This is a genomic window from Sphingorhabdus sp. (assembly GCF_044338195.1).
Taxonomy (GTDB): domain Bacteria; phylum Pseudomonadota; class Alphaproteobacteria; order Sphingomonadales; family Sphingomonadaceae; genus Sphingorhabdus_B.
This window is the reverse complement of sequence record NZ_JBIIMC010000026.1, coordinates 1-26,356: the sequence shown is the minus strand read 5'-3', so window position 1 is coordinate 26,356 and position 26,356 is coordinate 1. Positions and strand designations below refer to the sequence as shown.

Genomic DNA, 26,356 nt, shown 5'->3' with positions numbered 1-26,356 from the left:
TCGTTTGCCGCGAAATGGGATAACGGCCATCGACAATCGGCTGTCCAAGGTCCGGAATATTTGCGAACGACGGCCGGTTGGGGTTGAACGACGGCAATGTTGCCATGGCGACTACCTCACCCGTCGTGACATCCAATATGACGCCAGCTCCACCTTTGGCGTTCGTTGCGGTCATGCCCGAAGCAAGCTCGCTTTCAAGCGCGGCCTGTACGCGGACATCCAAAGCCAAATTCAGCGGAGTCGAACGCTTCGAAGGGTCGCGCAGATAATCGTTCATGACCCGCTCCATCCCCATCGCACCGCGGCCATCGCGGTTTACGAAACCGAGAACGTGCGCCGCCATGTCATGCTGCGGGTACAGACGCGTTGCCTCACGCGGGAATTCAATGGCAATCTCGCCAAGGTCGTGCACCTGCTTGACTTGCTCGGGCAGCGCGCGCTTGCGCAGATAGCCGGGCTTGTCAGCGGTCAACTTGGCATAAAATTCTGCAGCCGGTGTATCGGGGAAGATGGCGGCAAGCTGGTTAGCCAATTGCTTGCGGTCACCCAACAGGTCAGCGGGCTTCACCCAAATGGCGTAGCCATAGATGCTGCGCGCCAACGGAACACCGTTGCGATCAACGATATCGCCACGCTCAGGCACATATTCCGTGCTGGTTGCGCCATACGCCCGCGAATTTTCAAACAAAGCGAGCGTCGCCAAGCGCCCGATGAGCAAGACGACGAACATGCCAAAAGCGGCGAGTAAAACCAACAGTCGCCAAAAACCGTGCGCAGCAAACGGAGGCGTACCGACGCCGCTTTTCCGGGTCGTGGTGCGGGCCGTTTGCGGCGTCATTAACGGCGGCGTTCGTTAGCAGCTTTTGCCGAAATATCGCGCAAAAGGTCGTCCGACAAAAGCTTTTCATCCATCCGCGCCAAACGCTCGGTGCGGCTCTGCTCTACTTTCGGAGCCTCTACTTTCGCCGCAGCACGCTTTACTGGGGTGGCGAAGATTTTAACGTCGTTGGCCGCAACCTTAGTGACGGCAGGCTTAGTGACGGCAACCTTAACGGCAGCGGCCTTTGGAGCGGCTGGCTTTGGCGTTTCAACAAAAGCTTCCTTCACTACCGCAGGCTCTGCAACAGCTTGGGGCGCCGGGACAGTGGCAGCAGCCATCATGACGGGCTTGGTTTCAGGAAGATCGCCAGTCAGGCTAGCAAGCGCAGCTTCGCCATTGATAAATTGTTCAGCCGCAGGAGGCTGATAACCGTACAAAAGTTCGTTCCACTCTTCCAATTGCTGCAGGCTGGCGCGCGTGCGGATTTCCGCCTGAAGGAAGCTAATCTCACGCTTCGTGTCCATGATTTCACGGTCAACCGCAACAAGGTCGCTGTGCGTCGCAGCCACGTTCAGCGACAGCGGGTAGAGCAGGATCGCAACCATGAACACCAGCGCAAGCCAGCCTAGGTTTCTAAGTCGTTGCATGGCGAGACTCATGCTGCCAATCCTCCTGTTGCCCATGCGGGTGCGTGTGTGCGGGTTGCGGATCGCAAGGTGGCGGAACGCGACCTTGGATTGCGGGTAAGTTCGGCTTCTGAAGGGCGAATGGCTTTATCCGCCTTTTCGAAAGTAGGTTGCGGTCCAGCACTGCCCACCATTGGGACATGACGTGAGCCAGCGCTTTCCGCGCCACTGCGGCGACGCAGGAATTGCTTCACGATGCGATCTTCAAGGCTGTGGAACGTCACAACCGCAAGACGACCGCCGGGCTTGAGCATACGCTCGGCAGCTTCCAATCCGTCGGTCAATTCATCCAGCTCGCGGTTCACATGAATGCGGATCGCCTGAAAAGCCCGGGTAGCGGGGTCTTTTGGCGCGCCGGGTTTGTGACCGACGGCTTTACGAACGATGGCCGCGAGTTGCGCGGTGGTTTCGATGGGCCGTGCCGCAACGATCGAACGGGCGATGCGCCGCGAACGGTGCTCTTCGCCATAACGATAGATGATGTCGGCAATATCGGCTTCGTCGGCTTCATTAAGGAAGTCGGCGGCGGACATGCCGTCCTGCGCCATGCGCATATCGAGCGGGCCATCTTTCTGGAAAGAAAAGCCACGCTCTGCGCGATCGAGCTGCATCGACGACACACCGATGTCGAGAACAACGCCATCGACCGACTTTATGTCGTCCGCCATCAAAACGTCGTCCATGATAGAAAAGCAGGCCGGGTAAAGACGCAAAGCGCCCCCACTGCGGCCTGCAAGGTCCGCACCTTCTGATAGTGCATCAGGATCGCGGTCAAACGCGTAAACGCGTGCGCCGCCAGCCAGTATCGCTTGGCTGTATCCGCCTGCACCAAAGGTACCATCCACGATCTCATCGCCAGGGGTGATGGCAAGAGAGTGAATCACTTCATCCAGCAAGACTGGAATATGGGGGGCCGGCGCGCTCATTTGTCGCGCTTGCCTTGGGACAGCCAATAATTGAGCTCGTCCTTGACGGGGTTGAATGCCGCTGGCGCTTCCTTCAGGAAAACGTCAGGGTTCCAAAGCATGAAGTGCGTGGTCGCACCGAAGAAAAATGCCCGGTCGTCAATGCGACCAAAATGCTTGAGCATTGGCGACAGCACGAAACGGCCGCTGGCTTCAAAAGCAGTTTCAAAGATGGAAGATGCCGAAACGCCAGCCAGTTCGCGGTCAAAGTCTGTGCCGCGATTAACGGCGCTTTGCCATTGCGCTTCGATATCTGCGCGTAGCTTGAGACGTTCAGAGCCGCCAAAACCGATGAGGCAAGGAAGGCTGCTGTGGCGCGAGATGCACACGCTGTTGCTGCCGCTGGATTGCAATACGCTGTCGCGGATCTCGGCGGGTATAGTCGTGCGGCCCTTGGCGTCGACACCCGACACCCCCGAACCTGCATAGACCACCAACGCTGACACCGTCCGAAACACCCCCATGAACAAGGGTGCAAAGCGACAATCATGGCAAATCCCTTTGCCGTGCGGTCGCCGTAACGACCGATATTATCAGTTATCCACCCCTTGGATGACTGTGCATAGCAAGGGATTTCATGGATGAAAAGAGGGATTTTATGGGAAAATTGGGGTGATAAATATTAATATACTGAATTTATTATATAATTTTTTTCCTCATATAAAAATAATGTGCGAAATGAATAGGAAACCTTGCGCAGACATGGGTGTGAAGCATCGATTTTCTGCAGATTTCCGGTGCCAAGCCCATGTCTATCCCGAATGTCCCACAAAATCCCCGGATATGGAATCGCTTTCGTGCAAGCGCGAAAGCAATGATTCCACCCACGCCAAATTGCCGAATTCATCGCCGCCGGTCAGAACGCGCATGCCCCGCCCTTCCCAATAGGCCGTATCGAGCAAATCGGCGTCGGCGAAGAGCAAAGCGCGTCCTTTGCCAATCTTACAATCCGCCAAAAGGCCGCCTTCCGCCAACGCACATAACCCAGAGCCGCCGCGACCGATCTTTAGCCACTCGCCGGGTGTCTGCGTGCGGATGCTCAGCTTGCCAATCTTGCGGAGTGCCATCGGTTCCGCATCGGCAATGGGCAACACAAGCTCAAGGCCCCAATGCGCAAATAAGGGCGATAGCATCGATGTGAACAACGGCCTGCGCTTGTCGCCCAATGGATAGAGGCTCCCCCATTGCAGTGCAGGATCGGCGAGGATCAATATTCGCCCGCCCTTGCGCACCCAGCCGTCCAGTTGGACAAACTCTTTCGGGCTAAATGCCCGCGGCTGCGCCAACAATAGCATGCGCCGCCCTGCAAGGTCGCGCAGATCATCGAGCGGCTGAACATCATAGCTTTGGCTGAGCCGCGCGAACGCAGGGTGCGGCTGGGCATCTTCGGCAAGGTCGGCTTCAACGCCGCCCTCGCTCCATTGCAGCGGCAGCGTGGTCATCAATCCCAATATGGGTTTCGGGCCATCCGGCGCAGGCCGGGTAAAGGCATAAGCCAGCAACGACGACAGGAACAGCAAAGCAACGGCGAGCAGCAGCAAAAGCGGGCGCCTTTTGCCGCCGAGACGCGCACGCAGGTTCGTCATGTGTGTTACTGCGGTCGGCCGCGCGGTGGTGTGGCGCTCATGGGCTTCGTCGCGCTTTCATCCTTGGCCACCGGGGTCACGCCCAGTTCAGCCAGCGGTTCATCCGGCGTTTGTTTCTTCATTTCGGTTATTGGGGTCGCATCCATTGTTCCCGGCGTCTGCGGGCTGTCGCTAACACGATCCAAGACCATCGTCGCCAAGGTTACAAACAGGAGCACGACGACCAAGCCAACCACGCCGACCTGAATACGCTGAATTGCGGATTGCTTTTGCTCAATCACCTGCGATCTCCTGTAAACCGTCGAACGCGTTATTGCGCCGCGCTGTCCATTTGCCAAGGCATGGGGTCTAGATTTTTGCTGCGCATCCATTCCGGATTGTAAATCGTCGACAGGTAACGGAAACCCGTGTCGCACAAGATCGTCGCGATGCGCGCTTTTGGTCCAAGCTGTTTGCCCAACGCGACCGCACCGGCAACGTTAATACCTGACGACAGTCCAAGGCAAAGCCCCTCCTCCGCCAACAAGCGCCGGACCCATATCATTCCCTCTTCGTCCGATATCCGGAACTGCGTATCAATCGGCGCGCCGTCCAAATTGGCGGTAATGCGGCCCTGACCAATGCCCTCGGCAACCGACGTGCCTTCGGCGCTTAACTCGCCATTGGCATAATAATTATACAGCGATGCGCCATGGGGGTCGGTCAACGCGATGGTGACATTTTCGTCCTTCGCCTTCAGGCCAAGTCCTACCCCGGCGATGGTTCCGCCGGTCCCTGCGGCACAGGTAAAGCCATCGACCCGGCCTTCCATTTGCGCCCAGATTTCTTCGGCCGTGGTTTCGATATGCGCGCGGCGGTTGGCGATGTTATCAAACTGGTTCGCCCACACCGCATTTTCGGTTTCTTCGGCCAAGCGGCGCGATGTGTGTACGAAATGCCCGGGGTTGGAATAAGGCGCAGCAGGAACAAGGACAAGCTCGGCACCAAGTGCGCGCAACGTGTCTTTTTTCTCCTGGCTTTGCGTTTCGGGCATGACGATGATCGTCTTATACCCCAGCGCATTGGCCACGAGCGCAAGCCCTATCCCGGTATTACCCGCCGTCCCTTCCACAATCGTGCCGCCGGGCTGCAACAGCCCCTGCCGTTCGGCATCGCGCACGATGTATAATGCAGCGCGATCTTTTACCGACGCGCCGGGATTGGCAAATTCGCACTTGCCAAAAATGTCACAACCCGCCGCTTCGCTTGGGCCTTTCAAGCGGACCAGCGGTGTGTTGCCAATTAAATCCAATGTCGAAGTAAGCATATTCATAGCCGCGTTAGTTAGTCGCGTTGTTGGCCGTCCGCAAGCCGGTGTCGCGTAATGGGCAGTCTTCGGCGCGCCGCCGAATGAGAATTAGGTGTTGATATATTATATCATATTCTATACGGATCCATGCACAGTCGCCAAATGCACAGCAGGATGAAACTAATCCCATGAAAATCGCCCGCTTTCACGTTTTCGCCGCCAGCATGACTGCATTGTCGGTTGCGCTGTCTGTGCCCGCTTATGCGCAACAGACCGGCAGCACCGGCGCTTCGACAGCCGCGCCGCAGACAGATGATTTTCACGGCACTGAAGAAATCGTTGTCACCGCGCCTTATGTCGAGCGGCTCGATATTCTGTCCGGAACCTCGGCGGTGACAGGGGACGTTTTGGCCGAGAAAACCCGCGCGCAATTGGGTGACATTCTTTCCAGCCTGCCCGGCGTATCGGCCACCAGCTTTTCACCCGGTGCATCGCGGCCTGTGCTGCGCGGATATCAGGGCAACCGCGTCGCCGTGCTCACCGACGGCATTGGCAATATTGACGCGTCCAACACCTCCGCCGACCATGCGGTTACCATCGATACCCTGACCGTTGAACGCATCGAAGTGCTCCGGGGTCCTGCGGTCCTGCTCTTTGGTGGCCAAGCCGTTGGCGGCGCAGTCAACGCGCTCGACAAGCGCATTCCGCGTGCGATCCCTGATGAAGCCGTGCATGTTGATGCGCTTGCGGGCTTTGGCAGCGCGGCGCACGATTGGTCCGGCGGGGCTTCGGTTGACGTGCCGTTGACGGACCGTGTCGTCGTCCATCTTGATGGCAGCTACCGCAACAGCGACGATCTGCGCACCGGTGGCTATATCCTTGCGCCTAGCTTGCGCGCCGAGGTGCTGGATTTCGCGGCGGAAGAAGCCAGTGAAGGCCATCTCGACGAAGCCGCCGAAGCGCGCGAACTGGCGGACCAAAGCGGCCGCATTCCCAACAGCGCGGTGAAAAGCTGGACCGCAGCGGGCGGCATCGCCTTCATCGACGATGGCGGCAATATGGGCCTGTCCTATAGCATTTATGACAGCAATTACGGCATCCCTGCCCGCCCCGGCAGTGGACATGCCCATGCACATGATGAAGGTGACGCGGAAGAAGCGCCGGTGACCATTGGTATGCGGCAATATCGTTTCGATTTCCGCGGCGAATTGGATTTGGGCGATGGCCTGTTTGAAAAGCTGCGCCTGCGGGCGGGCTATGCCAATTACAGCCACACCGAATTTGAAGGTGACGAGATCGGCACCATTTTCAACAGCAAGGGGTTTGAGGGCCGCGTTGAATTTATCCAGAATGACCGTGGTGGCTGGCGCGGCGCAAGCGGCGCGCAATATCAATCCCGCAAACTGGACGCGATTGGTGCAGAAGCATTCGTGCCGCCGAACAAGAGCCAGCAATTTGGATTGTTCACGCTGCAGGAATTCACGGCGGGCAATCTCGACGCCGAAGTCGCGCTGCGTTTTGACACCGCCGAACTGCGCGCGGACATTTTGGGTATCAGCCGTTCGTTCAACAATGTCTCCGGCGCATTTGGCGTTGGTTACCATATCGGCGATTTGAAGATCGGCGCGAACCTGTCACGCACGGGCCGCGCGCCAGCGGTCGAGGAGTTGTTCTCCAACGGTCCGCATATCGCGACGCAGGCATTTGAAGTCGGCGACCCGTTGTTGAAGAGCGAGCGGGCGTGGAATGGCGAGCTGTACGCGCGTTATGATACCGCGGACACCGCATTCAACCTGACGCTCTACACCAACCGGTTCGACAATTTCATTTATGAAGCGGAAACAGGCGCCGTTGAAGACGCCCTGCCCGTGTTCCAATATTTTCAGAATGATGCCAAGGTTTGGGGCGTCGAGTTTCAGGGCTCTCAAAACGTCGCACGCTTTGGCGATGTTGACCTGAAAGTCGATGCCGTGGCCGATTATACGCGGGCCAAAATTTCGGGCGGTGCAGGCAATATCCCGCGCATCCCGCCCTTGCGTGTGTTGGGCGGCGTGGAGTTGAACGGCACCCGCCTGGACCTGCGCGGTGAAGTTGAATGGAGCGATACCCAGACAAAAACAGCGCCGTTCGAAACCGCGACCGATGGCTTCACTTTGGTCAATGCGACCGCGACATGGCGTCCGTTTGGCAGTGATCGCAACATTGCGCTGATTGCATCTGCGAACAATATTTTCGATGTTGTCGCCCGCCGGTCGGCATCTTTCACGAAAGATTTTGTTCCTTTGTCCGGTCGCGATTTCCGTTTGTCGGCGCGCATCAGCTTTTAACGCCGGGCCGGCGACCGCGCTACCTGATAAAGGGATAATCTTTCCAACATCGGCAAGATTATTTCCTACAAAAAGTGAACGCGGCCCTGCTGCGTGCAAAAGGGGGACGGCCGGCGCGGAAGCGCTGGTGCGTGCTTCCGGCTGATGGTGTTGGTTGATTAAGGCCCGCTTGTTCCATCAGGCTATTGCCCCCGGGCCGCCTTTGCTGGCTGGCATGCTGTCCATCGGGGGTAAGGTTCGTAAAACCCCAAAGGCTGTCCGCACGGACAGGACGGTTCCCCGCCACATCCAACCATGTTTGCGCTGTTCAGAGCTTGATGCAACAGGCCCTTTTTTCAGGCTGAAGCAAGCACCCTATCGCGCCGACCGTGCCAACAGGTTTCCCCGCCAGCGTTCCCGTCATCCCGACCAGCGTTCTAGACCGCCGCCTGACTGACGCGACTCGAATAACCGATATGGTTATTTGTAGGAAAGTGGTTTTTGCACACCCCCCAACCCCCTGTCGTCATGCTGAACTTGTTTCAGCATCTTACTTTTTCAACGTCGACAATTAAGACCCTGAAACAAGTTCAGGGTGACGGTGGGCGTGGACGATAACGAGGGAGGATGGGGACGAAGGGTGTGGGCGATGACGGCTCGGAAGGAGGAGGACGTTATTCGGCACCGCCCGAATAAAACCTACGTCACGGCCTCTTCAGCCGCTTCGGCCTTGGCGCGGCGGCGGCGGGTGAACCAGATGGCGACGAGCGCCATTTCAAACAATATGCATAAAGGAATGGCGAGCAGCAGTTGCGAGACAACGTCCGGCGGCGTCAGGACCGCAGCGATGGCAAATGCGCCGACAATGGCATAGCGACGCGCGCCGCGCAGCTGTTCCAGCGTGACGATCCCTGCGCGTTCCAACAGCATCAGCAGCACGGGCAAAAGAAACGAAATGCCAAAGCCGAAAATGAACTTCATCACAAAGCTGAGATAATTGTCGACGCCCGGCAGCGCCTGTTGTTGAACGCCGCCAACATTTCCGCCGAAACCCAACAAATATTCGAGCGCGACAGGTATCGCCATGAAATAGGCCATCGATGCGCCAATCATGAACAACACCGGCGTTGCCAACAAAAACGGCAAAAACGCGCGCTTTTCCTTGTTATACAATCCCGGCGCGACAAAGCGCCACAGCTGCGTTGCAAACACGGGGAAAGAGAAGAAGCCCGCGGCGAAAAACGCGACCTTTATCTCGACAAAAAACGCCTCAAATATCGCGGTGTAAATCAGCGTTTTTTGACCGGACTCGAGCAATGGCTGCACCAGAAATCCGAATATCGGCCGTGCAAAATAGAGGCTGATGCCAAAGGCGATGGCGAGCGCCAGAAAGCTCCAAAGCAGACGGCTGCGCAGCTCAATCAAATGATCGAGTAACGGCATTTTGCTGTCATCAATATCGTTCATGCTTTGGGTGCCGCTTCTGCAGAGGGCGGATCCATCGGCAATTCCGGCTGACCGCCAGTTGCGGCGGCAGGCGCATCGGCGGGGGCAGCGGCATCATCGCCAAGGACGTCCGCGCGCGGATCGGCGGGGTGTTCGCGCATGATGCGCTCGTTTTCCGCTTTCCACTTTTTCTCTAATTCTTCGATTTCTGACTGACGCACCATTTCGTCAAAGCCGGAACGGAAATGCGCGGCGACACCGCGTGCCTTGCCCACCCATTTGCCAACAACGCGCAACGCCTTTGGCAAATCCTTTGGGCCAATGACCAGCAACGCCACAAGGACGACAAGCAACAGTTCGGAAGACGCGATGTCAAACATTCAATTGGCCAATCCGGCGGGCCGTAACGACGCCAAGCTTATCGGATGGCGTGTCATGGTCAGTGTGGATACTGCCCCAAGATTATTGGGTTTTATCGGTCTGCTTTTCGGCGTCGACAACGGTCGTGGAGCCGATTTGTGGCGGAGCCTTTGGCGCGTCGTCGTCTTCGCTCATGCCTTTTTTGAAGCTCTTAATGCCCTTGGCAACGTCACCCATCATGTCCGAAAAACGGCCCTTGCCGAACAAGAGCAAAACCAGAATGCCGACAATCAGCCAATGCCAGATACTAAAACCGCCCATTTCAAACTCCTACCGGGGTTCGCCCCGAAAATTGCGACCGTGGTCGCGCAGCTATCCTACCCTATCTAGGCGTTGTTTTCGTCAATTTCCAGTTCGCTGTCACTTTCTTCGCCCGCAAAATGCATATCGCCCATTGCGGTGTCGATCGGGTCGAGCAGTCCGGCGGCTTTCAAATCGTCAATTCCCGGCAAATCCTTGCGACTAATGAGGCCGAAATGCGTCAGAAATCCGGCGGTTGTCGCGTAAATCAATGGACGGCCGGGCACATCGCGCCGGCCCGCTGGCCGCACCCAGCCCGCCTCCATCAACACATCCAGCGTGCCCTTCGAAATCTGCACGCCGCGAATGGCCTCAATCTCCGCGCGGCTGACCGGTTCATGATAGGCGATGATCGCCAATGTTTCGACCGCCGCACGGCTGAGCTTGCGGCTTTCTTCGCGTTCGCGGCGCAAAACATAGGCAAGGTCGGCTGCCGTCTGGAAATGCCACGATTTGCCACGCCGGACCAGTTCGATCCCGCGCCCGGCATAATGCGCCTCAAGCTGCGCCAGCGCATCGGCGATATCGACGTCGTCGCCGACATATCCGCGAATCTGTTCAATGGTCATGGGCTGATCACTGGCGAACAAGGTCGCCTCGACCGCACGAACATGGGGATCGCTTTCTATCGTCATGCCTTCACCCTTAACAACAATGGCGCAAATGTCGCCTCTTGCTGCAAATCAACAGCGCCGCGTTTCGCCAGCTCAAGCGCCGCCACGAAACTCGATGCCAGCGCGGATTTGCGCAGCGCAGGCTCGGCATGGACGGGCAGAAACGCCTCAATAGATGTCCAATCGACCGCGCGGCCAATCATTGCGGATACGCGCTCCAGCGCTTCTTCCAATGTCATCACCTGCCGTTTTTTCACGACATGCATCACCGGCTGCGTGCGCGCCTTTACCTGGCCATATGCCGTAATCAGTTCGAAATAGTCGCATTCCCAAGCCCGCGCCTTGACCACGCGCAAGCCTTCGGGATTGCCGCGCAGAAAGATATCGCGCCCCACCCGGTCCCGCGCCATCAACCGCGCGCCGCTTTCGCGCATGGCGTTCAACCGTTCCAGCCGCAGCTGCAGGCGCAGCGCAAGCTCCTCTGGCGATGGGTCAATCGTCGGGTCCTTGGGCAGCAGCAGTGCGGATTTGAGATAGGCGAGCCACGCCGCCATCACCAGATAATCCGCCGCAAGCTCAAGCTTTAGCGCGCGGGCCTCATCAATAAACACCAGATATTGTTCGACCAAAGCGAGGATCGACAGTTGCCGCAAATCGACCTTTTGGTTGCGCGCGAGTGCGAGCAACAGGTCAAGCGGCCCTTCCCATCCGTCAATGTCGATGGTCAGGACATTGGGTTCGGGAACGCTCTCGGTGCGGAGCGCATCTTGCTCTTCATCAAAGAGCAATTGCCCCGTCATGCCGCGCCCGTTGCTCCACCGGTCAGCTTGGCACTTGTGTCCGCAAGCGCGAGCAGCTGATCCCGCTTATCGAGCAAATAGGCCAGTCGGTCGGCATCAAATGCGGGGACAGGCAAGGCCATCGCGCGGTCCAGCCGCGCTCGCGCCGCTTGCGTGATTTCGGGCAGCATGTCCGCAATCGCACGCATTTCGTCCAACCGGCCCCAGCAGTTGAGCGCGATGTCGCATCCGGCCTCAACACAGCGCAGCGCGCGTGTCGCCACGTCGCCTTGAAGCGCGTTCATATCGAGATCGTCGCTCATCAACAAGCCGTCAAAGCCGATATTTGCACGGATGATATTATTCAGCACATAAGGCGACATGGTTGCCGTATGCTGATCGTCCCACACATCATAGACCACATGCCCAGTCATGCCCATCGCGGCATGCTTGAGCGCGCGAAATGGCGCGAGGTCTTGTTCCAGCTCCGCCGCGCTGGCGGTGACATGCGGCAGGTCGTGATGGGTATCGACGCTGGCGCGGCCCTGCCCAGGCATATGTTTGACCACGCCAATAACGCCGCCTTTGGCAAGGCCGTCCAATATCGCGCGGCCAAGTGCGGCAACGCGCATCGGGTCACTACCCAGCGCGCGGTCGCCGATGGCCGAATGCGTTTCGGGCACGCGGACATCTAGCACGGGCAAGCAATCGACGTTGATGCCCACTTCGTTGAGCGACAGCGCAATGGCTTCGGCGTTGCAGCGCGCGGCTTCAATCGCGGTCATCGGTGCCAAATCGTACAGCGCATCAAACGCCCCGCCAGCGGGAAAGTCGGGCCAGACGGGCGGACGCATACGCGCAACGCGGCCGCCTTCCTGATCAATCAGGACGGGCACATCATCGCGGCCATGCAAGCTGCGCAGGCTGTCGGTCAGCGCGCGCACCTGTGCGCGATCCTGTATATTGCGTTTGAACAGGATGTAGCCAGCCGGTTCGACATCGCGAAACAGGCGTTTTTCATCATCAGTCAGGGTCAGGCCCGAAAGGCCAAATATCACGGGCTTCATGGCGCGCAAGCTAGGGCCGCCGCCGCCCCAAGGCAAGCATGGAGCAGCGGCGCTTTGGCCCAAAGCTGTGTATAATTAACGAATTGCCCCAAGGAAATCGAGCTTGCCCACGGGCACGCCCTTCATCCGCAGCAGCGCATAGGCCATGCTGAGGTGGAAGAAGAAATTGGGAATGGCAAAGCCGTGGACGTAAGTGTTGCCCGTGAAGGGTATGTCACCACTTGGCGTGGTGAGCACGACTTTCGCGTCTTCGCGGCCTTCAAAACCGTCGGGCGATGCGGCTTCCAAAAACGCAATCGCCTTGGCAACGCGGCCCTGAACGTCGGCGTAGCTGGCTTCATCATCAGCCCATGGCGCATTTTCGACTTGGCCGACACGGACAGCGACGAACTTTGCCGTATCGGTCACCATCTGCACCTGCCGCGTGAGCGGTGCCATGTCGTCGATCAAGCGCGCATCGAGCAAGTCGGACAGGGGCATGCCTTGCTCCGCCGCAAACGCGCTGCCCTTTTCGAGCATGTTCGACAGGTTTTTCAGGCCGCGGATGAAAGCGGGAATGGCGACGTCATATAATGCAGGCATGTTCTTCTCCTTGAAGCGTGCGGGCGGCATAAGTTGCAAATGGAAACTTTACAACCGCAACGCCGCTACCGAACGATCAGGCAGTTTTCGCCGGCTACCTTCAGCTTTGCGCATAATTGCTGCGCTTCGGATGAATTTGCGGTCACGGCCTGAAGCCGGAAAACCTTGCGCCCGCCTTCGACATTGGTTTCCGCGATTTTGCGGTTCATTCCGGCCAAAAAGCCAAAGCGCTTGTTCAAAGCAGCCCAAGCCGCGTCGGCCTTGGCAGAATCGCCGAACGCCCCCAATTGCACCATGACTGTGCTGGCCGGTGCTGCCGCAGACGGTGCTGGCGCCGCCACTGGAGCAGATGCCATGGCGGCAGGTGGTGCGATGGCGGCGGTTTTCGCAGCGGGAACCAATGTCGCGCCGGTTTTGGTGCCTTCGCTCGCGGCAAAGGCAGAATCGCCCTCACCTTCAAACCTTTTGCCACCGGCATCCTGAGGCTTGACCTTATAGGCGCCTGCGGGTGCGGCAATCAGTTGGCCGTTGCCATTTGCGCCGCCGATCTGGTTACGCTGCAGCCAATAGACCGCGCCAATAATCGCTGCGAGCAAGACAAGCCCGGCAAGCAACATCACTGCGATCCTCAGCGGGGATGCACTATCATCATATGCGGAACCGTCAGCGGTTTCCAACCAAGGCAGACGATCAGGATCGTCCAAATTCAGTCCATATTTGTTGGTGTTGTTCATGCCGGTCCCCCAATTGCTACATATTGTAAGCGGCCTCGACGCCCATCAGGCGCAAACCATTGCGCAGAACTTGCCCGATATTGGTCGCCATGAAAAGCCTTGCGCCCGTCAACGCCGGGTCCTGCGCCAATATGAAGCGCTTGTCCGGTTGGTCATTGCCAAGGTTCCAATAGGCATGGAACGCCGCCGCCAAGTCATTGAGGTAAAAGGCAATACGGTGCGGCTCACCCGATTTGGCGGACGCTTCGACAATGCGCGGGAAGTTTGCCGCTTCGCGAATAAGGCCGATTTCGGCATCACCCAACAAGGCCAGTTCCGACCCGTCGACGCCCAAGCCCTCGCCCTCTGCCTTGCGCAATGTCGAGGCGATACGCGCATGGGCATATTGCACATAGAATACCGGATTGTCCTTCGACGCTTCGACGACCTTGGCAAAGTCAAAGTCCATCTGCGCATCGGATTTGCGCGTCAGCATTGTGAAGCGGACGACATCCTTGCCGACTTCTTCAATCACATCGGCGAGCGTGACAAAGCTGCCCGACCGTTTGGACATTTTCACAGGCTCTCCGCCGCGCAGCAGGCGCACCATTTGTACAAGCTTAATATCGAAATCGACTTTGCCGTCGGTCAACGCGTTGACCGCCGCCTTGATGCGCTTGACGGTACCCGCATGATCCGCGCCCCAAATGTCGATCATGGCGTCAACGCCCTTACTTTTCTGGAAATGATAGGCAAGGTCAGCGCCGAAATAAGTCCAGCTGCCGTTGGATTTCTTGATTGGCCGGTCTTGGTCATCACCAAATTGCGTCGACCGGAACAATGGGAGCGTAACGGGTTCCCAATCTTCGATTTCCTTGCCCTTTGGCTTTTCCAATTCGCCGTCATAGACAAGACCACGCGCGCGCAATTCGCGCTCGGCAATGTCCGCCTTGCCCGCTTCATGCAGCTCGGCTTCGGATGAAAACAGGTCGTGATGGATGCCCAGCAAGGCAAGGTCAGCCTTGATCATGTCCATCATCTCGGCAACCGCAGCTTTGCGGAACAGGGCGAGCCATTCTGCCTCTGGCTGGGCGACATATTGGTCGCCAAAACGCTCGGCCAGCCGCTGGCCAACCGGGATCAGATAATCGCCGGGGTAAAGCCCTTCGGCAATCTCAATGGTCTCGCCCAATGCCTCGCGATAGCGCAAATGCGCGGACCGTGCCAAAACATCGACCTGCCCACCGGCGTCGTTGATATAATATTCGCGCACGACACGGTAGCCGGCGAACTCCATGAGCGCGGCAAGCGCGTCGCCCACTACAGCGCCGCGGCAATGCCCCATATGCATGGGCCCAGTCGGGTTGGCGGAGACATATTCGATATTCACCGATTTGCCATCACCACGGTGCGACCGCCCATAATCATCGCCAGCCTGCGCAATCGCGCGCAGTTCATCGATCCACGCCGATGCGTCGAGCCGCAGGTTGAGAAAGCCCGGCCCGGCGATTTCGACAGCCGTGACGCCCGAAACCTTCGCCAGCTCCGCCGACAAGGCTTCCGCCAATTGCCGCGGATTAAGGCCAGCGGGTTTGGCGAGCACCATCGCGGCGTTGGTCGATATGTCGCCATGCGATGGATCGCGTGGCGGTTCGACCGTCACATTGCCACGATCAATGCCCGATGGCAGGGTCTTGCTGGCAACAAGTGCGTCCAGCGCATGATCGACATGCGCTGCATATTGTTCAAAAAGGGTCATCTTCGTGCCTTGAAAAAAGCGCGTATCAACGCGTTACATTATACCGCAGCTGATCTTCGGTCAGCTGGAAACCGATAAGCATTTCAAAGCTTGATCGGACGACCGCCGCGCGCACTTCAGGGGCCGCCATGGGGTCGAGCGCGGCGTCGGGATCGCCCGGCTTGCGCTTCTTGGTAATTTTTTGAACGATTTCGGCCGGCAGGCTGGCCGATGCCTTGTCGATATAGCTTCCGGCTTGCGCGCTGGCGGATGCCCGTTGCTGGCCATCGGCAAATTGCAAAGTCACTTGACCGACGCGCTTTGCAACAACGGCGCTGCCGCCCTGCACCACGGTGGTGAAATAAGGCAAAGTCACTGTCCGGCTGCCTTGCGTATCGCTGCGCCGCGCCTGAACATCAAAACTGGCTTGTGAAAAAATCTTCTCGCCGCTTTCGCTGCACGTCGGGCGGATATTGGTGATCGACGCGACAACGTCAATTGCGCTCGCGTCCTGGCTGTCGGCCGGATTGAACAAAGTTATGTCGCCCGTGCCATCCGGAACAGCCACCGCAGGGCAACCCGACCGCGTGACGTTCACACCTACACCGGCACCGATATCAAGGTCGCCCTCGCGCGAACAACCGGCCAAGGTTGCTGCGACAATGCCGAAGGTCAGGACTTTGGCGGCAAATTTCATATAGGCTATCCTTGGCATAACAGTGCATGGGTTGCGGGTACGTCGCTGGCATTGGTCCTTATCCGCCCATCGCCTGACGTGCAACAGGGGAAAGGTCTTGGCGGATGCGGCCTGTTTAACTAAAGGACATTGCCGATGACTGAACAAACGATCTCCAAGAAACCCCTCACGCTGCTTCTGGCGGCACCACGCGGTTTTTGCGCTGGCGTGGATCGCGCCATTAAGATTGTGGAGCTCGCGCTCGAACAACATGGCGCACCGGTATATGTGCGCCATGAAATTGTGCACAACCGCTTCGTTGTCGACAGTTTGAAGGCCAAGGGCGCGATATTTGTCGAGGAACTGGATGAGGTGCCCGATGGCGGGCATGTCGTATTTTCGGCGCATGGCGTCCCCAAATCGGTACCCGCCAATGCGCAGCAACGCGGCCTTGCCTATTTTGATGCCACCTGCCCGTTGGTATCCAAAGTGCATAAGCAGGCCGAACGACAGGTGGAAGCCGGCCGTCACATCATTTTCGTTGGCCATGCAGGCCATCCCGAAGTCATTGGCACATTCGGCCAAGTCCCCGCAGGCGCGATGACATTGGTGGAAACCGATGAGGACGCGCGGAATATTCAGCCAGCGGATCCCGACAATCTCGCTTTCCTGACGCAGACAACTTTGTCGGTCGACGATACCTTTGAAATCACATCCATTCTTGAAGCACGCTTCCCGAAAATTGTCGGGCCGAAGGGTGAGGATATTTGTTACGCAACATCGAACCGGCAAGAGGCGGTAAAGGCGATTGCCGATAAATGTGACCTCGTCCTCGTCATTGGCGCGCCCAACAGCTCAAATTCGCTACGCTTGGTCGAAGTGGCCGCGCGTTCGGGTGCGAAAGCGCATCTTGTGCAGCGCGCTGACGATATCAGCATGAATTGGTTTGATGGCGTGAACACGCTTGGCCTGACGGCAGGGGCATCAGCCCCTGAAATATTGGTCCGCGAAATCATCGATGCGCTTGCCGCGCATTTTGACATCGATGAACAGCAGGTCACAACCGCCGAAGAGAGCATCACCTTCAAATTGCCACGCGAACTGGCCGGCGCGGCGGCTTGATTTGGCCGTTTATACGCAATTAGGGCCTGAACAGGTCGGTGCCTTTTTGGCGCTTTATGATGTCGGTGAACTGGTTTCGCTCAAGGGCATTGCCGAGGGCGTTGAGAACAGCAATTTCTTTGTCGAAACAACACAAAGCAGGTTTATCCTGACCATTTACGAAAACCGCGTGGATCCCAAGGATCTGCCGTTTTTCTATGCGCTGCTGAAACATTTACATGAAGCCGGCTGCAAGGTTCCGCGGTTTATGTCCGACCGAAATGGCAATTGGCTGCAGACCATAGCCGGAAAGCCAGCCTGCCTGATCGAATTTCTCAATGGCGTATCGGTGACCGAACCGTCGGCGTCACAGGCACACTCCACTGGTGCGGCGCTTGGGCAAATGCACAAGGCGCTGGCGGACTTCACGCTATCGCGGCCCAACAGCCTTGGCATTTCCGCATTCCGGCCGCTTGCCATGCGCTGCACCGCGCAAGGTCTGGACGCCATTTCCGAAGGCTTGGCTGCACGGATATTTGCCGAATGCGATTATCTTGAGGCGCATTGGCCGACCGACCTTCCAGTGGCGGCGATCCATGCGGACCTGTTTCCGGACAATGTTCTGATGCTGGGCGACAATGTCACGGGTCTGATCGATTTCTATTTCGCCTGCTCCGAAATCCGCGCTTATGACCTTGCGGTCACGCATAGCGCATGGTGCTTTTCGGGCGACGGCAGGGTATTTGACGCGGATGTGAGCGCGGCCATGTTGTCGGGTTATACCGACGCGGTGCCGATGAATGCCGCAACGCGCGCCGCTTTACCGATATTGCTGCGCGGTGCGTGTTTGCGGTTTACATTAACGCGTTGTTATGACTGGATTAACACGCCCGCCGATGCGCTGGTTACGCGCAAAGATCCTTTGGCGTTTCTGCGGCGGTTGGATTTTTACAGCGACCCAAATCAGGTTGAAGCCCTATTGGCCCAATTGCCATGAAACAGATTGAAATCTTCACCGACGGCGCGTGCAAGGGCAATCCCGGGCCCGGCGGCTGGGGCGCGATCATCCGTTATGGCAAGCATGAAAAAGAAATTGCGGGTGGCGATCCGGACACCACCAACAACCGCATGGAAATGAGCGCGGTCATTCAGGCGCTGAACGCCCTTGTCGAACCGTGCAGCGTCAAACTGCACACCGACAGCAAATATGTCATCGACGGCATCACCAAATGGATCTTTGGCTGGCAACGCAATGGCTGGAAAAACGCGTCGAAACAGCCGGTGCGCAATGCCGACCTATGGCGTGAGATGGTCGAAGCGATGGCGCGGCATCAGGTGGAATGGATTTGGGTCAAAGGGCATAATGGCCACCCCGAAAACGAACGCGCAGACCGGCTGGCCAGCGATGCGGCCGACGCGGCCAGTAACAAGGTTGCGATAGGCTAGTTAAAACGCCCTGGCGCATATAACGCCGCATGGACGCGGTCGGGCGCTATTATGGCATCGTTCAGCAACGATGCCGCCAGCTGCGCTGCGGCAGGCGCCGTCTGAATGCCAAAGCCGCCCTGCCCTGCAAACCAAAAGAACGCATCATGCGCCCCATCGCGCCCAATGACCGGCAGACGATCGGGCGCAAAGCTGCGCAAGCCGGCCCATTTGCGTTCAACCCGGCGGATGTCCCAATCGACAACCTGCTGCAGCCGATCAATGGCCAGCGCGATATCATATTCTTCGGGTGCGGCATCGCATGCCGGTGTTGCGGTCTCGTCATGCGGGCTCAGCCACAAACGTCCGCCCGCATCGGGCTTGAAATAGAAACTGCCATCAAGACCAATAACAAGTGGCAGGGCCGCAGGCACATCGGGTGCGACCGCCAATTGTGCAATGGTGCGCCGATAGGGTTGAATGCCCAAGGGACGCACGCCCGCCATCTGCGCCACATGATCCGCCCATGCCCCTGCGGCGTTGACGATGATATCGGCGGTGCAGTTCAGGCCGCCCGCTTGAATATGCCACGCACCGTCGCGCCACACGGCACGTTCCAGCCGGCTGTTGCAATGCGGTTGAACGCCCTGCTTGCGCGCTTGGCGCAGATAGGCCGCATGGAGCGCGGCGACATCAATGTCGGCACAGGCCGCCTCCCATAGCCCCGTCGTCCATCCGCTGCGCAGGCCGGGTACATGTCGTTCCAAATCCGTGCGGTCGCTGCGTTCAATATGCACACCGCTGGAGGCGAACTCCGCCAGCATATCGTCCGCCAAAGGTTGCTGCTCTGCCGTGCCAATGTACAGCCCGCCGCGCGGGTGCATTAACGGGCCTTCGTGGAAATCCTTGGGTGGGTTCGCCAGAAATGGGCCCGACGCCGTTGTCAGCGGTTGAACATCCGGACCACCATAGCATTCCACCCAGAACGCGGCGGACCGGCCCGTGGAATGATATCCCGGATGCGACTCCGCCTCGATCAGGACAACCGACTGATATGCAGACAGCTGCGCGGCAAGACTTGCCCCGGCGATTCCAGCACCGATTATGGCAATGCTAAAATCGCTCATGGCCGGGGTGCGTGCTGGTCCAGAAAGGCATCGATGCGTTTCAGGCACTGGTCGCGCACGCCATCTGCTTCGCGCAGCAGCTCATGTGCGGCCTCTTTGCCGAAAATCAGCGTTTCGGCATGTGGCAGGCGTTTGCTGTCTGCGATCACCCGCTTTGTGCTGACCAATTGATCCGCCGTGGTCGCGAGCAACAAGATGGGCGTTTGCACCGCCTCCAGCGCGCCGGGGCGTTCCAGCAAGCGGATGGACGCCATCGCGCGTTCCACCCAATGCCAGCTTGGCGGCCCAAGCTTCACCTCTGGACGCAGCGCCCACCACGCAATCTCGTCTTCATAGCGGTCGTCGTCATGCGTGAGCATTTTGCCGCGCATGCTCATCGGCGATAGTGGCTTTTCACTGACTTTCCATGCGGCTTGTTTGCCCTTGCCCAATGCCACAATCAATTTGGCAACGGCGTGGTTGAGCGCAAGCGGCAGGCCGCCGGTTTGAATGCCCAGCATCGGCGCGCTCAGCGCCACGGCGTCGGGATCCATCGCCTTTTCCACCAAGGCGCGCATCGCCAGTTGCCCGCCCATGCTGTGCGCGATGACAACATGCGGCGCTGGCGTTTTGCGTTTCCATGCGTCCCAGAAGGTGCGCAAATCGGCAATCCACGTTGCGAAATCGTCGATATGGCCGACTTGGGGATCATCCAGCAACCGGCCCGAAGCACCCTGCCCGCGCCAGTCAATGGCGGTCACATGCCATCCTGCATCGGCATAATATGCCAAGGTTTCGAGATATTTTTCGTAATGATCGCCGCGACCGGGCAAAAATAACAAGGATCCACGCGGCGGGGTCGACGCCTGCCAATCGATACGCCGGATCGGCCAACCATCGGCGGCGTGCCACATCGTCTCTGTGGCATCAGCCGGAATTGCGCGGCGGTTCATCGGTGTTGTTGCTGTGTGCATGGTTACTTTTTGGTAATCTTTCATAGTTAATGCTGTGCAGATGACCAGTGAAACTCTCGCTTACGCAACCCTTGGCGGCTTGGCAATTGCGCTATTGATATCCATCTACACCGACATCAGATATCGCCTTATTTTTAATAAGGTAAACATCGCGATCGCGATTGGCGCACCATTATTTTGGCTGGCCAGCGGCGGGTTTAATCTCACCGATATCGGTCTGCACCTTTTGACCGCAGCGATTACGTTCTTTGTCTTTGCGGTCGCGTTCCATTTCGGCGCCATGGGTGGCGGCGATGTGAAGCTTTTTGCGGCATTGGCATTGTGGTTCCACTGGGTCGAGGTCATCCGCCTCATCTTATTCGCATCGATCATCGGCGCGGCGGTCACCCTCATCTTTCTTGCGATCCACACATGGAAACGCCGCGAGGGCCGCGCGCGGATTCCCTATGGTGTGGCGATAGCGCTGTCCGGGCTTTGGATCATCGGTGAACGGATTTTTAACCATTTTACATGAAATAGCATGGTTCGATCAGGGGACCTTTCAGGGGACAATAGGTAATGGATAGGAAAAAAGTCATATTGCTGGTGGCTGCGCTTTTAATCGCGGCAGTGACCGCCCTTATGGCACGCAGCATGTTCAACGGTGCATCTGCTCCCGAATCTACAGCGGCCGCCGCGCCGGCCCCCGTGCCAGCCGGACCCAAAGTCCTCGTCGCGACCAAGGCGTTGCCCGTTGGCACGATCATCACCGCCGACAGCGTGCGCTATCAACCATGGCCGAAGGAATTGATCGAAGCCGCCTATTTCAAAGAAGGGGACGGTGGAGCATCGATTGAGAGCCTTGTGGGCACGGTGGTTCGCAATGCCGTGACCGCTGGCCAGCCACTGACCCAAGGTTCCATCGTTAAGCCGGGTGACCGCGGTTTCCTCGCCGCTGCGCTTGGGCCTGGCATGCGCGCCGTGACGGTGCCGGTGTCGGCATTGACCGGTGTTGCAGGCTTTGTCTTCCCCGGCGACCGTGTTGACCTGGTGCTCACGCAAAATGTCGAAGCAAGCCCTGGCCCGCCATTGAAGGTGTCCGAAACCATCGTCCGCAACCTGCGTGTGTTGGCGACCGACCAACGCGCAACCCCGTCTGTCGATGACAAGGGCAATACGGTCGTCTCTGAATATAAATTGGTGACGATCGAAGCGACCCCGCGCATCGCGGAGAAGATTACCGTTGCGCAATCGATTGGCACGATCAGCCTTTCCCTGCGTTCGCTGGCCGACAATGCCGCCGAACTGGAACAAGCGCTGGCGTCTGGCGATATCAACATCCCCGAAGGCGCAACCGCGGATCAGGAACGGGCGATCATGCGCCAGCTCGCACAGCGGCCATCCGCCACCAAAAGCAGCTATGCAACTGGCGGCGACGTCTCGCGCTTCCAACGCAGCACTATGCCCGAACAAATGCCATTGGCGGTCGCCGCCGAACAGGCCCGCACGCAAAAGCACGTCGAGAAAATTATGAAGGGTCCAGTGGTCCGTGTGTCGCGTGGCGGCAATGTGACCGAAGTCGATATTAGCCGGAGATAACAACAACATGGCACGTTTCACCACATTCAAATCGGGCCTTGCCGCCGCGGCTATGACCGCAGCCATCGGCACCACCGCCTTGGTCGGCACGTTGGTCGGGATGCCAACGGCAGCGTCGGCGCAATCCGCAAAAGATGGCAAGGTGCTTGTCTTGTCCGTCGGGCGTGGACAACAGGTCAACCTGGGTTCAAACATCACCGATGTGGTGGTCGCGGACCCCACTATCGCCGATGTCGAGGTAAAGACCGGACGCCAGATCTACATTCTGGGCAAGGGCCCCGGCGAAACCACGGTTTACGCAACCGATGCCGCTGGCCGCACGGTGTATCAGGCAACGGTCCGCGTCGGCAGCAATATGGACTCGATCTCGCACATGCTGGCGCTGGCGATGCCCGATTCAAAGATCATTGTGACCACGATGAACGGCACCATCCTGCTGACTGGCACCGTTAACCAACCCGAAGAAGCGGCCGAAGCCGAAGCTTTGGTAAAGGCCTTCACGGGCGGGAATACGCAAGTTTTAACCCGGCTGAAAAATGCGACGCCGCTGCAGATCACTTTGCAGGTCCGCATTGCTGAAGTCAGCCGATCGCTGATGAAGGAAATTACGGGCAATCTTAAAACCCGCGATCATGGCGGGACCGGCATTCTTGGCGGCGCGTATCAAGGACGTGACATCGCGGACATCAGCTCGGTCAAAAACCCCGATGACCTCCCGCTTGTAGATGCATCGGCGCTATTTGGTCTGCCCGCAAAATCGATATCGCTTCCGTTCAACCCGGCGACCGGACAATTTATAACAAGCCCATATACGCAGTATCAATTTAAAGTTCCTTCGGGCACAAATGTGCTGACGGCGGCGGGTCGCTTGTTTGGCCTGGATGTGGCCGCGGCCTTCGATCTATCGGAAAAGGCGGGCCTAAGTTCAACCTTGGCCAACCCCAATCTAACAGCGGTATCCGGCGAAACGGCCGAGTTTCATTCGGGGGGCGCGTTCCCGGTGGTGACATCATCAAACATTGGCACCAACGTCGAATATAAGAAATACGGCGTTAGCCTAACCTACACGCCAACGGTATTGTCGGACGGTCGCATTTCGCTGCGGGTGCGTTCGGAAGTGTCGGACATTTCATCGACGGGTGCCGTGCGCCTCGGCGGCTTTGAAGTGCCGGCGACGACGACACGCATGGCCGAAACGACGGTGGAGCTTGGTTCGGGGCAAAGCATGATGATCGCTGGACTGTTAAGCAACACCATGGGCAGCTCGGTCGACAAGATGCCTGGAGCGGGCGACATTCCCGTATTTGGCGCGGCTTTCAAATCCAACGGATGGCGGCGCAACGAAAGCGAACTGATGATCGTCATAACGCCCTATTTGGTGAAACCCGTATCCGACAGCGAGATTGTTTTGCCGACCGACGGATTGCATTCGCCAAATGACCTTGAACGTGTATTGCTGGGCAAGGTGACAAGCGACAAGGGCGAAAAAACCCGCCCCATGCCAACGATTGCGCCAACCGTGTCCAATGGGCCCGCACTGGGATCCGTGACCGATGCACCCGCGCCGTTGGCCAAGAAAGTCAAATCGCAAACCTCCGCGACCGTCCCAAGCGGCCCCGGCTTCAGCTTCGACAATTGACCGTCCGTTCAAGGAGACAAGATATGCAAAAGGTAACATTCCTGATCGCTGCAAGCCTTGGCTTGGCCGGTTGCGGCACATTGCCAGCCAACACATCGATGTATTCGGTGCACCAGCCCGTTGTCGAGCGCACCAATTATGCCATCGACCTTGCCTCCGACGGCGATGGAATAGCCGTGGCCGACCAGAAGCGATTGAACGAATGGTTTGACGTGCTGGATCTTCGTTATGGTGACCGCATTGCAATCGATAGCGGCGATGGCTTTGGCAATGAAGATGCCGCCCGCGACGTGCGCGCAGCCGCGGCAGAACGCGGTATCATGGTCACTGAGGGCGCACCGGCAACGCCCGGCATAATCGCACCCGGCAACATTCGCGTTGTTGTCACCCGGTCCCAAGCATCGGTGCCATCCTGCCCCAATAATCGCACGACGCACGGCCAAAACTTCACGGCAGGTAACAACAGCAATTATGGCTGCGCCATAAATTCCAACCTTGCTGCCATGGTGGCAGACCCCGAAGATCTGGTGCGTGGACGCGATAACAAGCGGATCGACAGCAACAGCGGCAACGCAGCGGTAAACGCTTACAAGACAAAGGCCGGAGACAAATGATGAACGCACCATGGAAATCCGGTAACTCCGGATCGCGCGACCCGATTAACGCTTATGTCTGCGACGACCTCACGCTGGATGTCATTCGCGCTGTGTGTGAGGAAATGGGCTGGAACCAGGACAAAGTCTATAAAGGCGGTCTGCGTAACGCCATTCAATCACTATCTGTTTCGGCAAGCCCACAAATATTGCTGGTCGATTTGTCGGAATCGGGTGATCCGATCAGCGACATCAACAGCCTGGCCGAAGTGTGCGAGCCCGGAACAATCGTCATTGCGGTTGGTCAGGTGAATGACGTTCGCCTCTACCGCGATTTGTTGATGTCCGGTCTGCAGGATTATCTTTTGAAGCCACTGAGCCCTGACGCGCTGCGCGATTCATTCGCCAATGCACAAGCCGCGTTGACCGCACCGAAAGCCGATGATGGCCATGCGGACCGGCCACATGTGTCGACCGCGGTCATCGGAACCCGCGGCGGCGCAGGCGCGTCCACGATCGCTGCATCACTGGCATGGACATTCTCGCAAGTACATGGCCATCAGACAGGCTTGCTCGACCTTGATGTGCACTTTGGTACAGCCGCGCTTGCGATGGATTTGGAACCCGGCCGCGGTTTGACCGACGCCATTGATAACCCAAGCCGCATCGACGGATTGTTTATCGAACGCGCCATGATCAAAGCCAATGAACGTCTGTCGATCTTGTCCGCAGAAGCGCCGATGAACAGCCCGGTATTGACCGATGGATCGGCCTTTTTCCAGCTGCAGGAAGAATTCCGTGCAGCGTTCGAAAACACCGTCATCGATATGCCACGCAGCATGCTGATTGCGTATCCACATCTTATGAACGACGTGAATATTGCGGTTGTCACAACCGAACTGACGCTGGCTTCAGCGCGCGACAGCATTCGGGTTTTGGCATGGCTGAAACAAAATGCGCCGCAATGCAAAGTGCTGGTCGTCGCCAACAATGTTCAACCAGCGGTCCTCGAAATCAGCCGCAAGGATTTTGAAAGCACGATCGAACGCAAGATCGACCTGCTTCTGCCAGCGGACCCCAAGTCGGCGGCGCAAGCGGCGAAACTGGGCCAGCCAGTTGTTGAAGCCATTCGTGGAAGCAAGCTTTCCACGGGCATCATAACTTTGGCCGAAATCATTGCTGGCAGCTTTGCAGACATGGCTGACGCGGCCGCTGCGGATGCCAAGAGCCCATCGAAAAAGAATGTTTTTGCCAGTTTCAAATCGATGTTGAAAACGAAGTGAAAATGGCATGGGGCCACACCGGACATAGGTAGCAGAGCGGATGACAATGCAGACATTTATGGTCGCGGCTGGAACACTCTTGTTCTTTGTTCTGGTGGCACTCGCCTTTGCAGGGCCCAATAGCGGCAAAGCGACGACACGCCGTCTTGGCGCTATCAAAATGCGTCATTCGGACAGTGCCGACGCGCGCGTGGAACAGCAAATGCGCAAAGTGGTTGCCGCCCGCCGCCCGCTCATTTTCGCCGACGGCCAGCAGATCAACTACGTCGATAAGCTGCGCTTGCGCCTGGCGCAAACCGGTAAGAAATGGACATTACAGCAATATATGTACGCATCGGGCGGACTTGCTTTTGTCATCATGGCCATTCTCTTACTCAATGGCGTATCTTTTTTGATCGGGCTTTTGATCGGTCTGCTGATCGGGGCTGGTTTGCCGCACATGGTCGTCAACTTCCTTGTTGGGCGTCGTATCAAAAATTTCACCATGAACTTTCCTGACGCCATCGAACTTTTGGTGCGTGGTTTGAAATCAGGCATGCCGGTGAGCGAAACGCTGAGTGTGATCGCAAAGGAAATTGCCGGCGCTGTTGGCGAAGAGTTCAAGCTGGTCGTCGAGAAAATCAAAATCGGCAAAAGCATGGAAGACGCGCTGCAGGAAACGGCCGATCGGC

At 57.8% G+C, this 26,356-nt stretch carries 28 protein-coding genes and 1 pseudogene; 10 read left to right on the top strand and 19 right to left on the bottom strand.

Features of this window, described 5'->3' with window-relative positions; genetic code table 11:
• The 7 genes and pseudogenes from ACIQZK_RS08200 to ACIQZK_RS08170 form a co-directional block, all read right to left on the bottom strand.
• Nucleotides 1–838, bottom strand: a pseudogene (locus tag ACIQZK_RS08200) (hypothetical protein); the annotation flags it as partial.
• On the bottom strand, nt 838–1,467 hold the full coding sequence (locus ACIQZK_RS08195) for a hypothetical protein (RefSeq protein ID WP_397575699.1): 630 nt from the start codon (nt 1,465–1,467) through the stop codon (nt 838–840). The gene ACIQZK_RS08195 and the pseudogene ACIQZK_RS08200, both read right to left, overlap by 1 nt.
• 8 nt (nt 1,468–1,475) lie before the next feature.
• Nucleotides 1,476–2,432 (bottom strand): 16S rRNA (cytosine(1402)-N(4))-methyltransferase RsmH, encoded by a 957-nt coding sequence (gene rsmH, locus ACIQZK_RS08190; RefSeq protein ID WP_397575698.1) that lies wholly within the window; start codon nt 2,430–2,432, stop codon nt 1,476–1,478.
• Nucleotides 2,429–2,935 carry a division/cell wall cluster transcriptional repressor MraZ gene (locus ACIQZK_RS08185; RefSeq protein ID WP_397575697.1) on the bottom strand — a complete coding sequence of 169 codons (507 nt, stop codon included), beginning with the start codon at nt 2,933–2,935 and terminating at the stop codon, nt 2,429–2,431. Before ACIQZK_RS08185 ends, rsmH begins: the two co-directional genes overlap by 4 nt.
• 288 nt (nt 2,936–3,223) lie before the next feature.
• Entirely contained in the window at nt 3,224–4,057 is an 834-nt protein-coding gene (locus ACIQZK_RS08180) for a Gldg family protein (protein ID WP_397575696.1), read from the bottom strand.
• A gap of 5 nt (nt 4,058–4,062) precedes the next feature.
• Nucleotides 4,063–4,338: a hypothetical protein gene (locus ACIQZK_RS08175; RefSeq protein ID WP_395628491.1), complete on the bottom strand. Its 276-nt coding sequence runs from the start codon at nt 4,336–4,338 to the stop codon at nt 4,063–4,065.
• Between the two features lie 29 nt (nt 4,339–4,367).
• On the bottom strand, nt 4,368–5,369 hold the full coding sequence (locus ACIQZK_RS08170; protein ID WP_397575695.1) for a cysteine synthase A: 1,002 nt from the start codon (nt 5,367–5,369) through the stop codon (nt 4,368–4,370).
• Nucleotides 5,370–5,569: 200 nt separating this feature from the next.
• Between ACIQZK_RS08170 and ACIQZK_RS08165 the strand changes: the two genes are divergently transcribed.
• Entirely contained in the window at nt 5,570–7,672 is a 2,103-nt protein-coding gene (locus tag ACIQZK_RS08165; protein ID WP_397575694.1) for a TonB-dependent receptor, read from the top strand.
• A gap of 678 nt (nt 7,673–8,350) precedes the next feature.
• Here ACIQZK_RS08165 and tatC read toward each other — a convergent pair.
• The 10 genes from tatC to ACIQZK_RS08115 form a co-directional block, all read right to left on the bottom strand.
• Nucleotides 8,351–9,118 carry a twin-arginine translocase subunit TatC gene (gene tatC, locus ACIQZK_RS08160; RefSeq protein ID WP_397575693.1) on the bottom strand — a complete coding sequence of 256 codons (768 nt, stop codon included), beginning with the start codon at nt 9,116–9,118 and terminating at the stop codon, nt 8,351–8,353.
• A complete protein-coding gene (gene tatB / locus ACIQZK_RS08155) occupies nt 9,115–9,477 on the bottom strand; it encodes a Sec-independent protein translocase protein TatB (protein WP_397575692.1) in 363 nt (120 codons plus the stop codon). Before tatB ends, tatC begins: the two co-directional genes overlap by 4 nt.
• 82 nt (nt 9,478–9,559) lie before the next feature.
• Nucleotides 9,560–9,778 (bottom strand): twin-arginine translocase TatA/TatE family subunit, encoded by a 219-nt coding sequence (locus tag ACIQZK_RS08150; RefSeq protein WP_183941305.1) that lies wholly within the window; start codon nt 9,776–9,778, stop codon nt 9,560–9,562.
• Between the two features lie 65 nt (nt 9,779–9,843).
• Nucleotides 9,844–10,452, bottom strand: a complete 609-nt coding sequence (scpB, locus tag ACIQZK_RS08145; RefSeq protein ID WP_397575691.1) for an SMC-Scp complex subunit ScpB — start codon at nt 10,450–10,452, stop codon at nt 9,844–9,846.
• Entirely contained in the window at nt 10,449–11,231 is a 783-nt protein-coding gene (locus tag ACIQZK_RS08140; RefSeq protein WP_324477686.1) for a ScpA family protein, read from the bottom strand. The genes scpB and ACIQZK_RS08140 overlap by 4 nt, the downstream gene beginning before the upstream one ends.
• Nucleotides 11,228–12,277, bottom strand: a complete 1,050-nt coding sequence (gene nagZ, locus ACIQZK_RS08135; RefSeq protein WP_397575690.1) for a beta-N-acetylhexosaminidase — start codon at nt 12,275–12,277, stop codon at nt 11,228–11,230. Before nagZ ends, ACIQZK_RS08140 begins: the two co-directional genes overlap by 4 nt.
• 75 nt (nt 12,278–12,352) lie before the next feature.
• The gene (locus ACIQZK_RS08130) at nt 12,353–12,859 is read right to left on the bottom strand and encodes a DUF1993 domain-containing protein (protein ID WP_397575689.1); all 507 of its coding nucleotides are present in this window, start codon (nt 12,857–12,859) and stop codon (nt 12,353–12,355) included.
• Nucleotides 12,860–12,924: 65 nt separating this feature from the next.
• The gene (locus ACIQZK_RS08125; RefSeq protein ID WP_397575688.1) at nt 12,925–13,593 is read right to left on the bottom strand and encodes an SPOR domain-containing protein; all 669 of its coding nucleotides are present in this window, start codon (nt 13,591–13,593) and stop codon (nt 12,925–12,927) included.
• 16 nt (nt 13,594–13,609) lie between these two features.
• Entirely contained in the window at nt 13,610–15,331 is a 1,722-nt protein-coding gene (gene argS, locus ACIQZK_RS08120; RefSeq protein ID WP_397575687.1) for an arginine--tRNA ligase, read from the bottom strand.
• 25 nt (nt 15,332–15,356) lie between these two features.
• Nucleotides 15,357–16,007 (bottom strand): hypothetical protein, encoded by a 651-nt coding sequence (locus ACIQZK_RS08115; RefSeq protein ID WP_397575686.1) that lies wholly within the window; start codon nt 16,005–16,007, stop codon nt 15,357–15,359.
• 135 nt (nt 16,008–16,142) lie between these two features.
• Here ACIQZK_RS08115 and ispH point away from each other — a divergent pair, with 135 nt between their 5' ends.
• The 3 genes from ispH to rnhA are packed head-to-tail and all read left to right on the top strand — an operon-like array spanning nt 16,143 to nt 18,533.
• Entirely contained in the window at nt 16,143–17,108 is a 966-nt protein-coding gene (ispH, locus tag ACIQZK_RS08110; protein ID WP_397575685.1) for a 4-hydroxy-3-methylbut-2-enyl diphosphate reductase, read from the top strand.
• A 1-nt stretch (nt 17,109) separates the two neighbouring features.
• Nucleotides 17,110–18,084 carry a homoserine kinase gene (gene thrB, locus ACIQZK_RS08105; RefSeq protein ID WP_397575684.1) on the top strand — a complete coding sequence of 325 codons (975 nt, stop codon included), beginning with the start codon at nt 17,110–17,112 and terminating at the stop codon, nt 18,082–18,084.
• Nucleotides 18,081–18,533, top strand: coding sequence for a ribonuclease HI (gene rnhA, locus ACIQZK_RS08100; RefSeq protein WP_397575683.1), 453 nt, complete (start codon nt 18,081–18,083; stop codon nt 18,531–18,533). The genes thrB and rnhA overlap by 4 nt, the downstream gene beginning before the upstream one ends.
• On the opposite strand, the gene ACIQZK_RS08095 is transcribed toward rnhA, so the two are convergent.
• Nucleotides 18,530–19,639 (bottom strand): NAD(P)/FAD-dependent oxidoreductase, encoded by a 1,110-nt coding sequence (locus ACIQZK_RS08095; RefSeq protein WP_397575682.1) that lies wholly within the window; start codon nt 19,637–19,639, stop codon nt 18,530–18,532. The genes rnhA and ACIQZK_RS08095 overlap by 4 nt on opposite strands.
• Nucleotides 19,636–20,616, bottom strand: coding sequence for an alpha/beta fold hydrolase (locus ACIQZK_RS08090; RefSeq protein WP_397575681.1), 981 nt, complete (start codon nt 20,614–20,616; stop codon nt 19,636–19,638). The genes ACIQZK_RS08095 and ACIQZK_RS08090 overlap by 4 nt, the downstream gene beginning before the upstream one ends.
• 16 nt (nt 20,617–20,632) lie before the next feature.
• On the opposite strand from ACIQZK_RS08090, the gene ACIQZK_RS08085 reads away from it, so the two are divergent.
• The 6 genes from ACIQZK_RS08085 to ACIQZK_RS08060 form a co-directional block, all read left to right on the top strand.
• Nucleotides 20,633–21,106: a prepilin peptidase gene (locus ACIQZK_RS08085; protein WP_395635348.1), complete on the top strand. Its 474-nt coding sequence runs from the start codon at nt 20,633–20,635 to the stop codon at nt 21,104–21,106.
• Nucleotides 21,107–21,150: 44 nt separating this feature from the next.
• On the top strand, nt 21,151–22,170 hold the full coding sequence (cpaB, locus tag ACIQZK_RS08080; RefSeq protein ID WP_397575680.1) for a Flp pilus assembly protein CpaB: 1,020 nt from the start codon (nt 21,151–21,153) through the stop codon (nt 22,168–22,170).
• A 7-nt stretch (nt 22,171–22,177) separates the two neighbouring features.
• Nucleotides 22,178–23,809, top strand: a complete 1,632-nt coding sequence (locus ACIQZK_RS08075; protein ID WP_397575679.1) for a type II and III secretion system protein family protein — start codon at nt 22,178–22,180, stop codon at nt 23,807–23,809.
• Nucleotides 23,810–23,832: 23 nt separating this feature from the next.
• Nucleotides 23,833–24,423: a CpaD family pilus assembly protein gene (locus tag ACIQZK_RS08070; RefSeq protein ID WP_397575678.1), complete on the top strand. Its 591-nt coding sequence runs from the start codon at nt 23,833–23,835 to the stop codon at nt 24,421–24,423.
• Complete coding sequence (locus ACIQZK_RS08065) at nt 24,423–25,685, top strand: CpaE family protein (RefSeq protein ID WP_397575700.1); 1,263 nt, start codon at nt 24,423–24,425, stop codon at nt 25,683–25,685. The genes ACIQZK_RS08070 and ACIQZK_RS08065 overlap by 1 nt, the downstream gene beginning before the upstream one ends.
• A 211-nt stretch (nt 25,686–25,896) precedes the next feature.
• A partial coding sequence (locus tag ACIQZK_RS08060; protein WP_397575677.1) for a type II secretion system F family protein occupies nt 25,897–26,356 on the top strand: 460 nt, incomplete at its 3' end.

Excerpts from the sequence above, each read along its gene's own strand:
- ACIQZK_RS08195 (WP_397575699.1), bottom strand. The coding sequence starts at position 1,467 with ATGCAACGACTTAGAAACCTAGGCTGGCTTGCGCTGGTGTTCATGGTT.
- rsmH (WP_397575698.1), bottom strand. The coding sequence starts at position 2,432 with ATGAGCGCGCCGGCCCCCCATATTCCAGTCTTGCTGGATGAAGTGATT.
- ACIQZK_RS08185 (WP_397575697.1), bottom strand. The coding sequence starts at position 2,935 with ATGGGGGTGTTTCGGACGGTGTCAGCGTTGGTGGTCTATGCAGGTTCG.
- ACIQZK_RS08180 (WP_397575696.1), bottom strand. The coding sequence starts at position 4,057 with ATGACGAACCTGCGTGCGCGTCTCGGCGGCAAAAGGCGCCCGCTTTTG.
- ACIQZK_RS08170 (WP_397575695.1), bottom strand. The coding sequence starts at position 5,369 with ATGAATATGCTTACTTCGACATTGGATTTAATTGGCAACACACCGCTG.
- ACIQZK_RS08165 (WP_397575694.1), top strand. The coding sequence starts at position 5,570 with ATGACTGCATTGTCGGTTGCGCTGTCTGTGCCCGCTTATGCGCAACAG.
- tatC (WP_397575693.1), bottom strand. The coding sequence starts at position 9,118 with ATGAACGATATTGATGACAGCAAAATGCCGTTACTCGATCATTTGATT.
- tatB (WP_397575692.1), bottom strand. The coding sequence starts at position 9,477 with ATGTTTGACATCGCGTCTTCCGAACTGTTGCTTGTCGTCCTTGTGGCG.
- ACIQZK_RS08150 (WP_183941305.1), bottom strand. The coding sequence starts at position 9,778 with ATGGGCGGTTTTAGTATCTGGCATTGGCTGATTGTCGGCATTCTGGTT.
- scpB (WP_397575691.1), bottom strand. The coding sequence starts at position 10,452 with ATGACGATAGAAAGCGATCCCCATGTTCGTGCGGTCGAGGCGACCTTG.
- ACIQZK_RS08140 (WP_324477686.1), bottom strand. The coding sequence starts at position 11,231 with ATGACGGGGCAATTGCTCTTTGATGAAGAGCAAGATGCGCTCCGCACC.
- nagZ (WP_397575690.1), bottom strand. The coding sequence starts at position 12,277 with ATGAAGCCCGTGATATTTGGCCTTTCGGGCCTGACCCTGACTGATGAT.
- ACIQZK_RS08130 (WP_397575689.1), bottom strand. The coding sequence starts at position 12,859 with ATGCCTGCATTATATGACGTCGCCATTCCCGCTTTCATCCGCGGCCTG.
- ACIQZK_RS08125 (WP_397575688.1), bottom strand. The coding sequence starts at position 13,593 with ATGAACAACACCAACAAATATGGACTGAATTTGGACGATCCTGATCGT.
- argS (WP_397575687.1), bottom strand. The coding sequence starts at position 15,331 with ATGACCCTTTTTGAACAATATGCAGCGCATGTCGATCATGCGCTGGAC.
- ACIQZK_RS08115 (WP_397575686.1), bottom strand. The coding sequence starts at position 16,007 with ATGAAATTTGCCGCCAAAGTCCTGACCTTCGGCATTGTCGCAGCAACC.
- ispH (WP_397575685.1), top strand. The coding sequence starts at position 16,143 with ATGACTGAACAAACGATCTCCAAGAAACCCCTCACGCTGCTTCTGGCG.
- rnhA (WP_397575683.1), top strand. The coding sequence starts at position 18,081 with ATGAAACAGATTGAAATCTTCACCGACGGCGCGTGCAAGGGCAATCCC.
- ACIQZK_RS08095 (WP_397575682.1), bottom strand. The coding sequence starts at position 19,639 with ATGAGCGATTTTAGCATTGCCATAATCGGTGCTGGAATCGCCGGGGCA.
- ACIQZK_RS08090 (WP_397575681.1), bottom strand. The coding sequence starts at position 20,616 with ATGAAAGATTACCAAAAAGTAACCATGCACACAGCAACAACACCGATG.
- ACIQZK_RS08085 (WP_395635348.1), top strand. The coding sequence starts at position 20,633 with ATGACCAGTGAAACTCTCGCTTACGCAACCCTTGGCGGCTTGGCAATT.
- cpaB (WP_397575680.1), top strand. The coding sequence starts at position 21,151 with ATGGATAGGAAAAAAGTCATATTGCTGGTGGCTGCGCTTTTAATCGCG.
- ACIQZK_RS08075 (WP_397575679.1), top strand. The coding sequence starts at position 22,178 with ATGGCACGTTTCACCACATTCAAATCGGGCCTTGCCGCCGCGGCTATG.
- ACIQZK_RS08070 (WP_397575678.1), top strand. The coding sequence starts at position 23,833 with ATGCAAAAGGTAACATTCCTGATCGCTGCAAGCCTTGGCTTGGCCGGT.
- ACIQZK_RS08065 (WP_397575700.1), top strand. The coding sequence starts at position 24,423 with ATGAACGCACCATGGAAATCCGGTAACTCCGGATCGCGCGACCCGATT.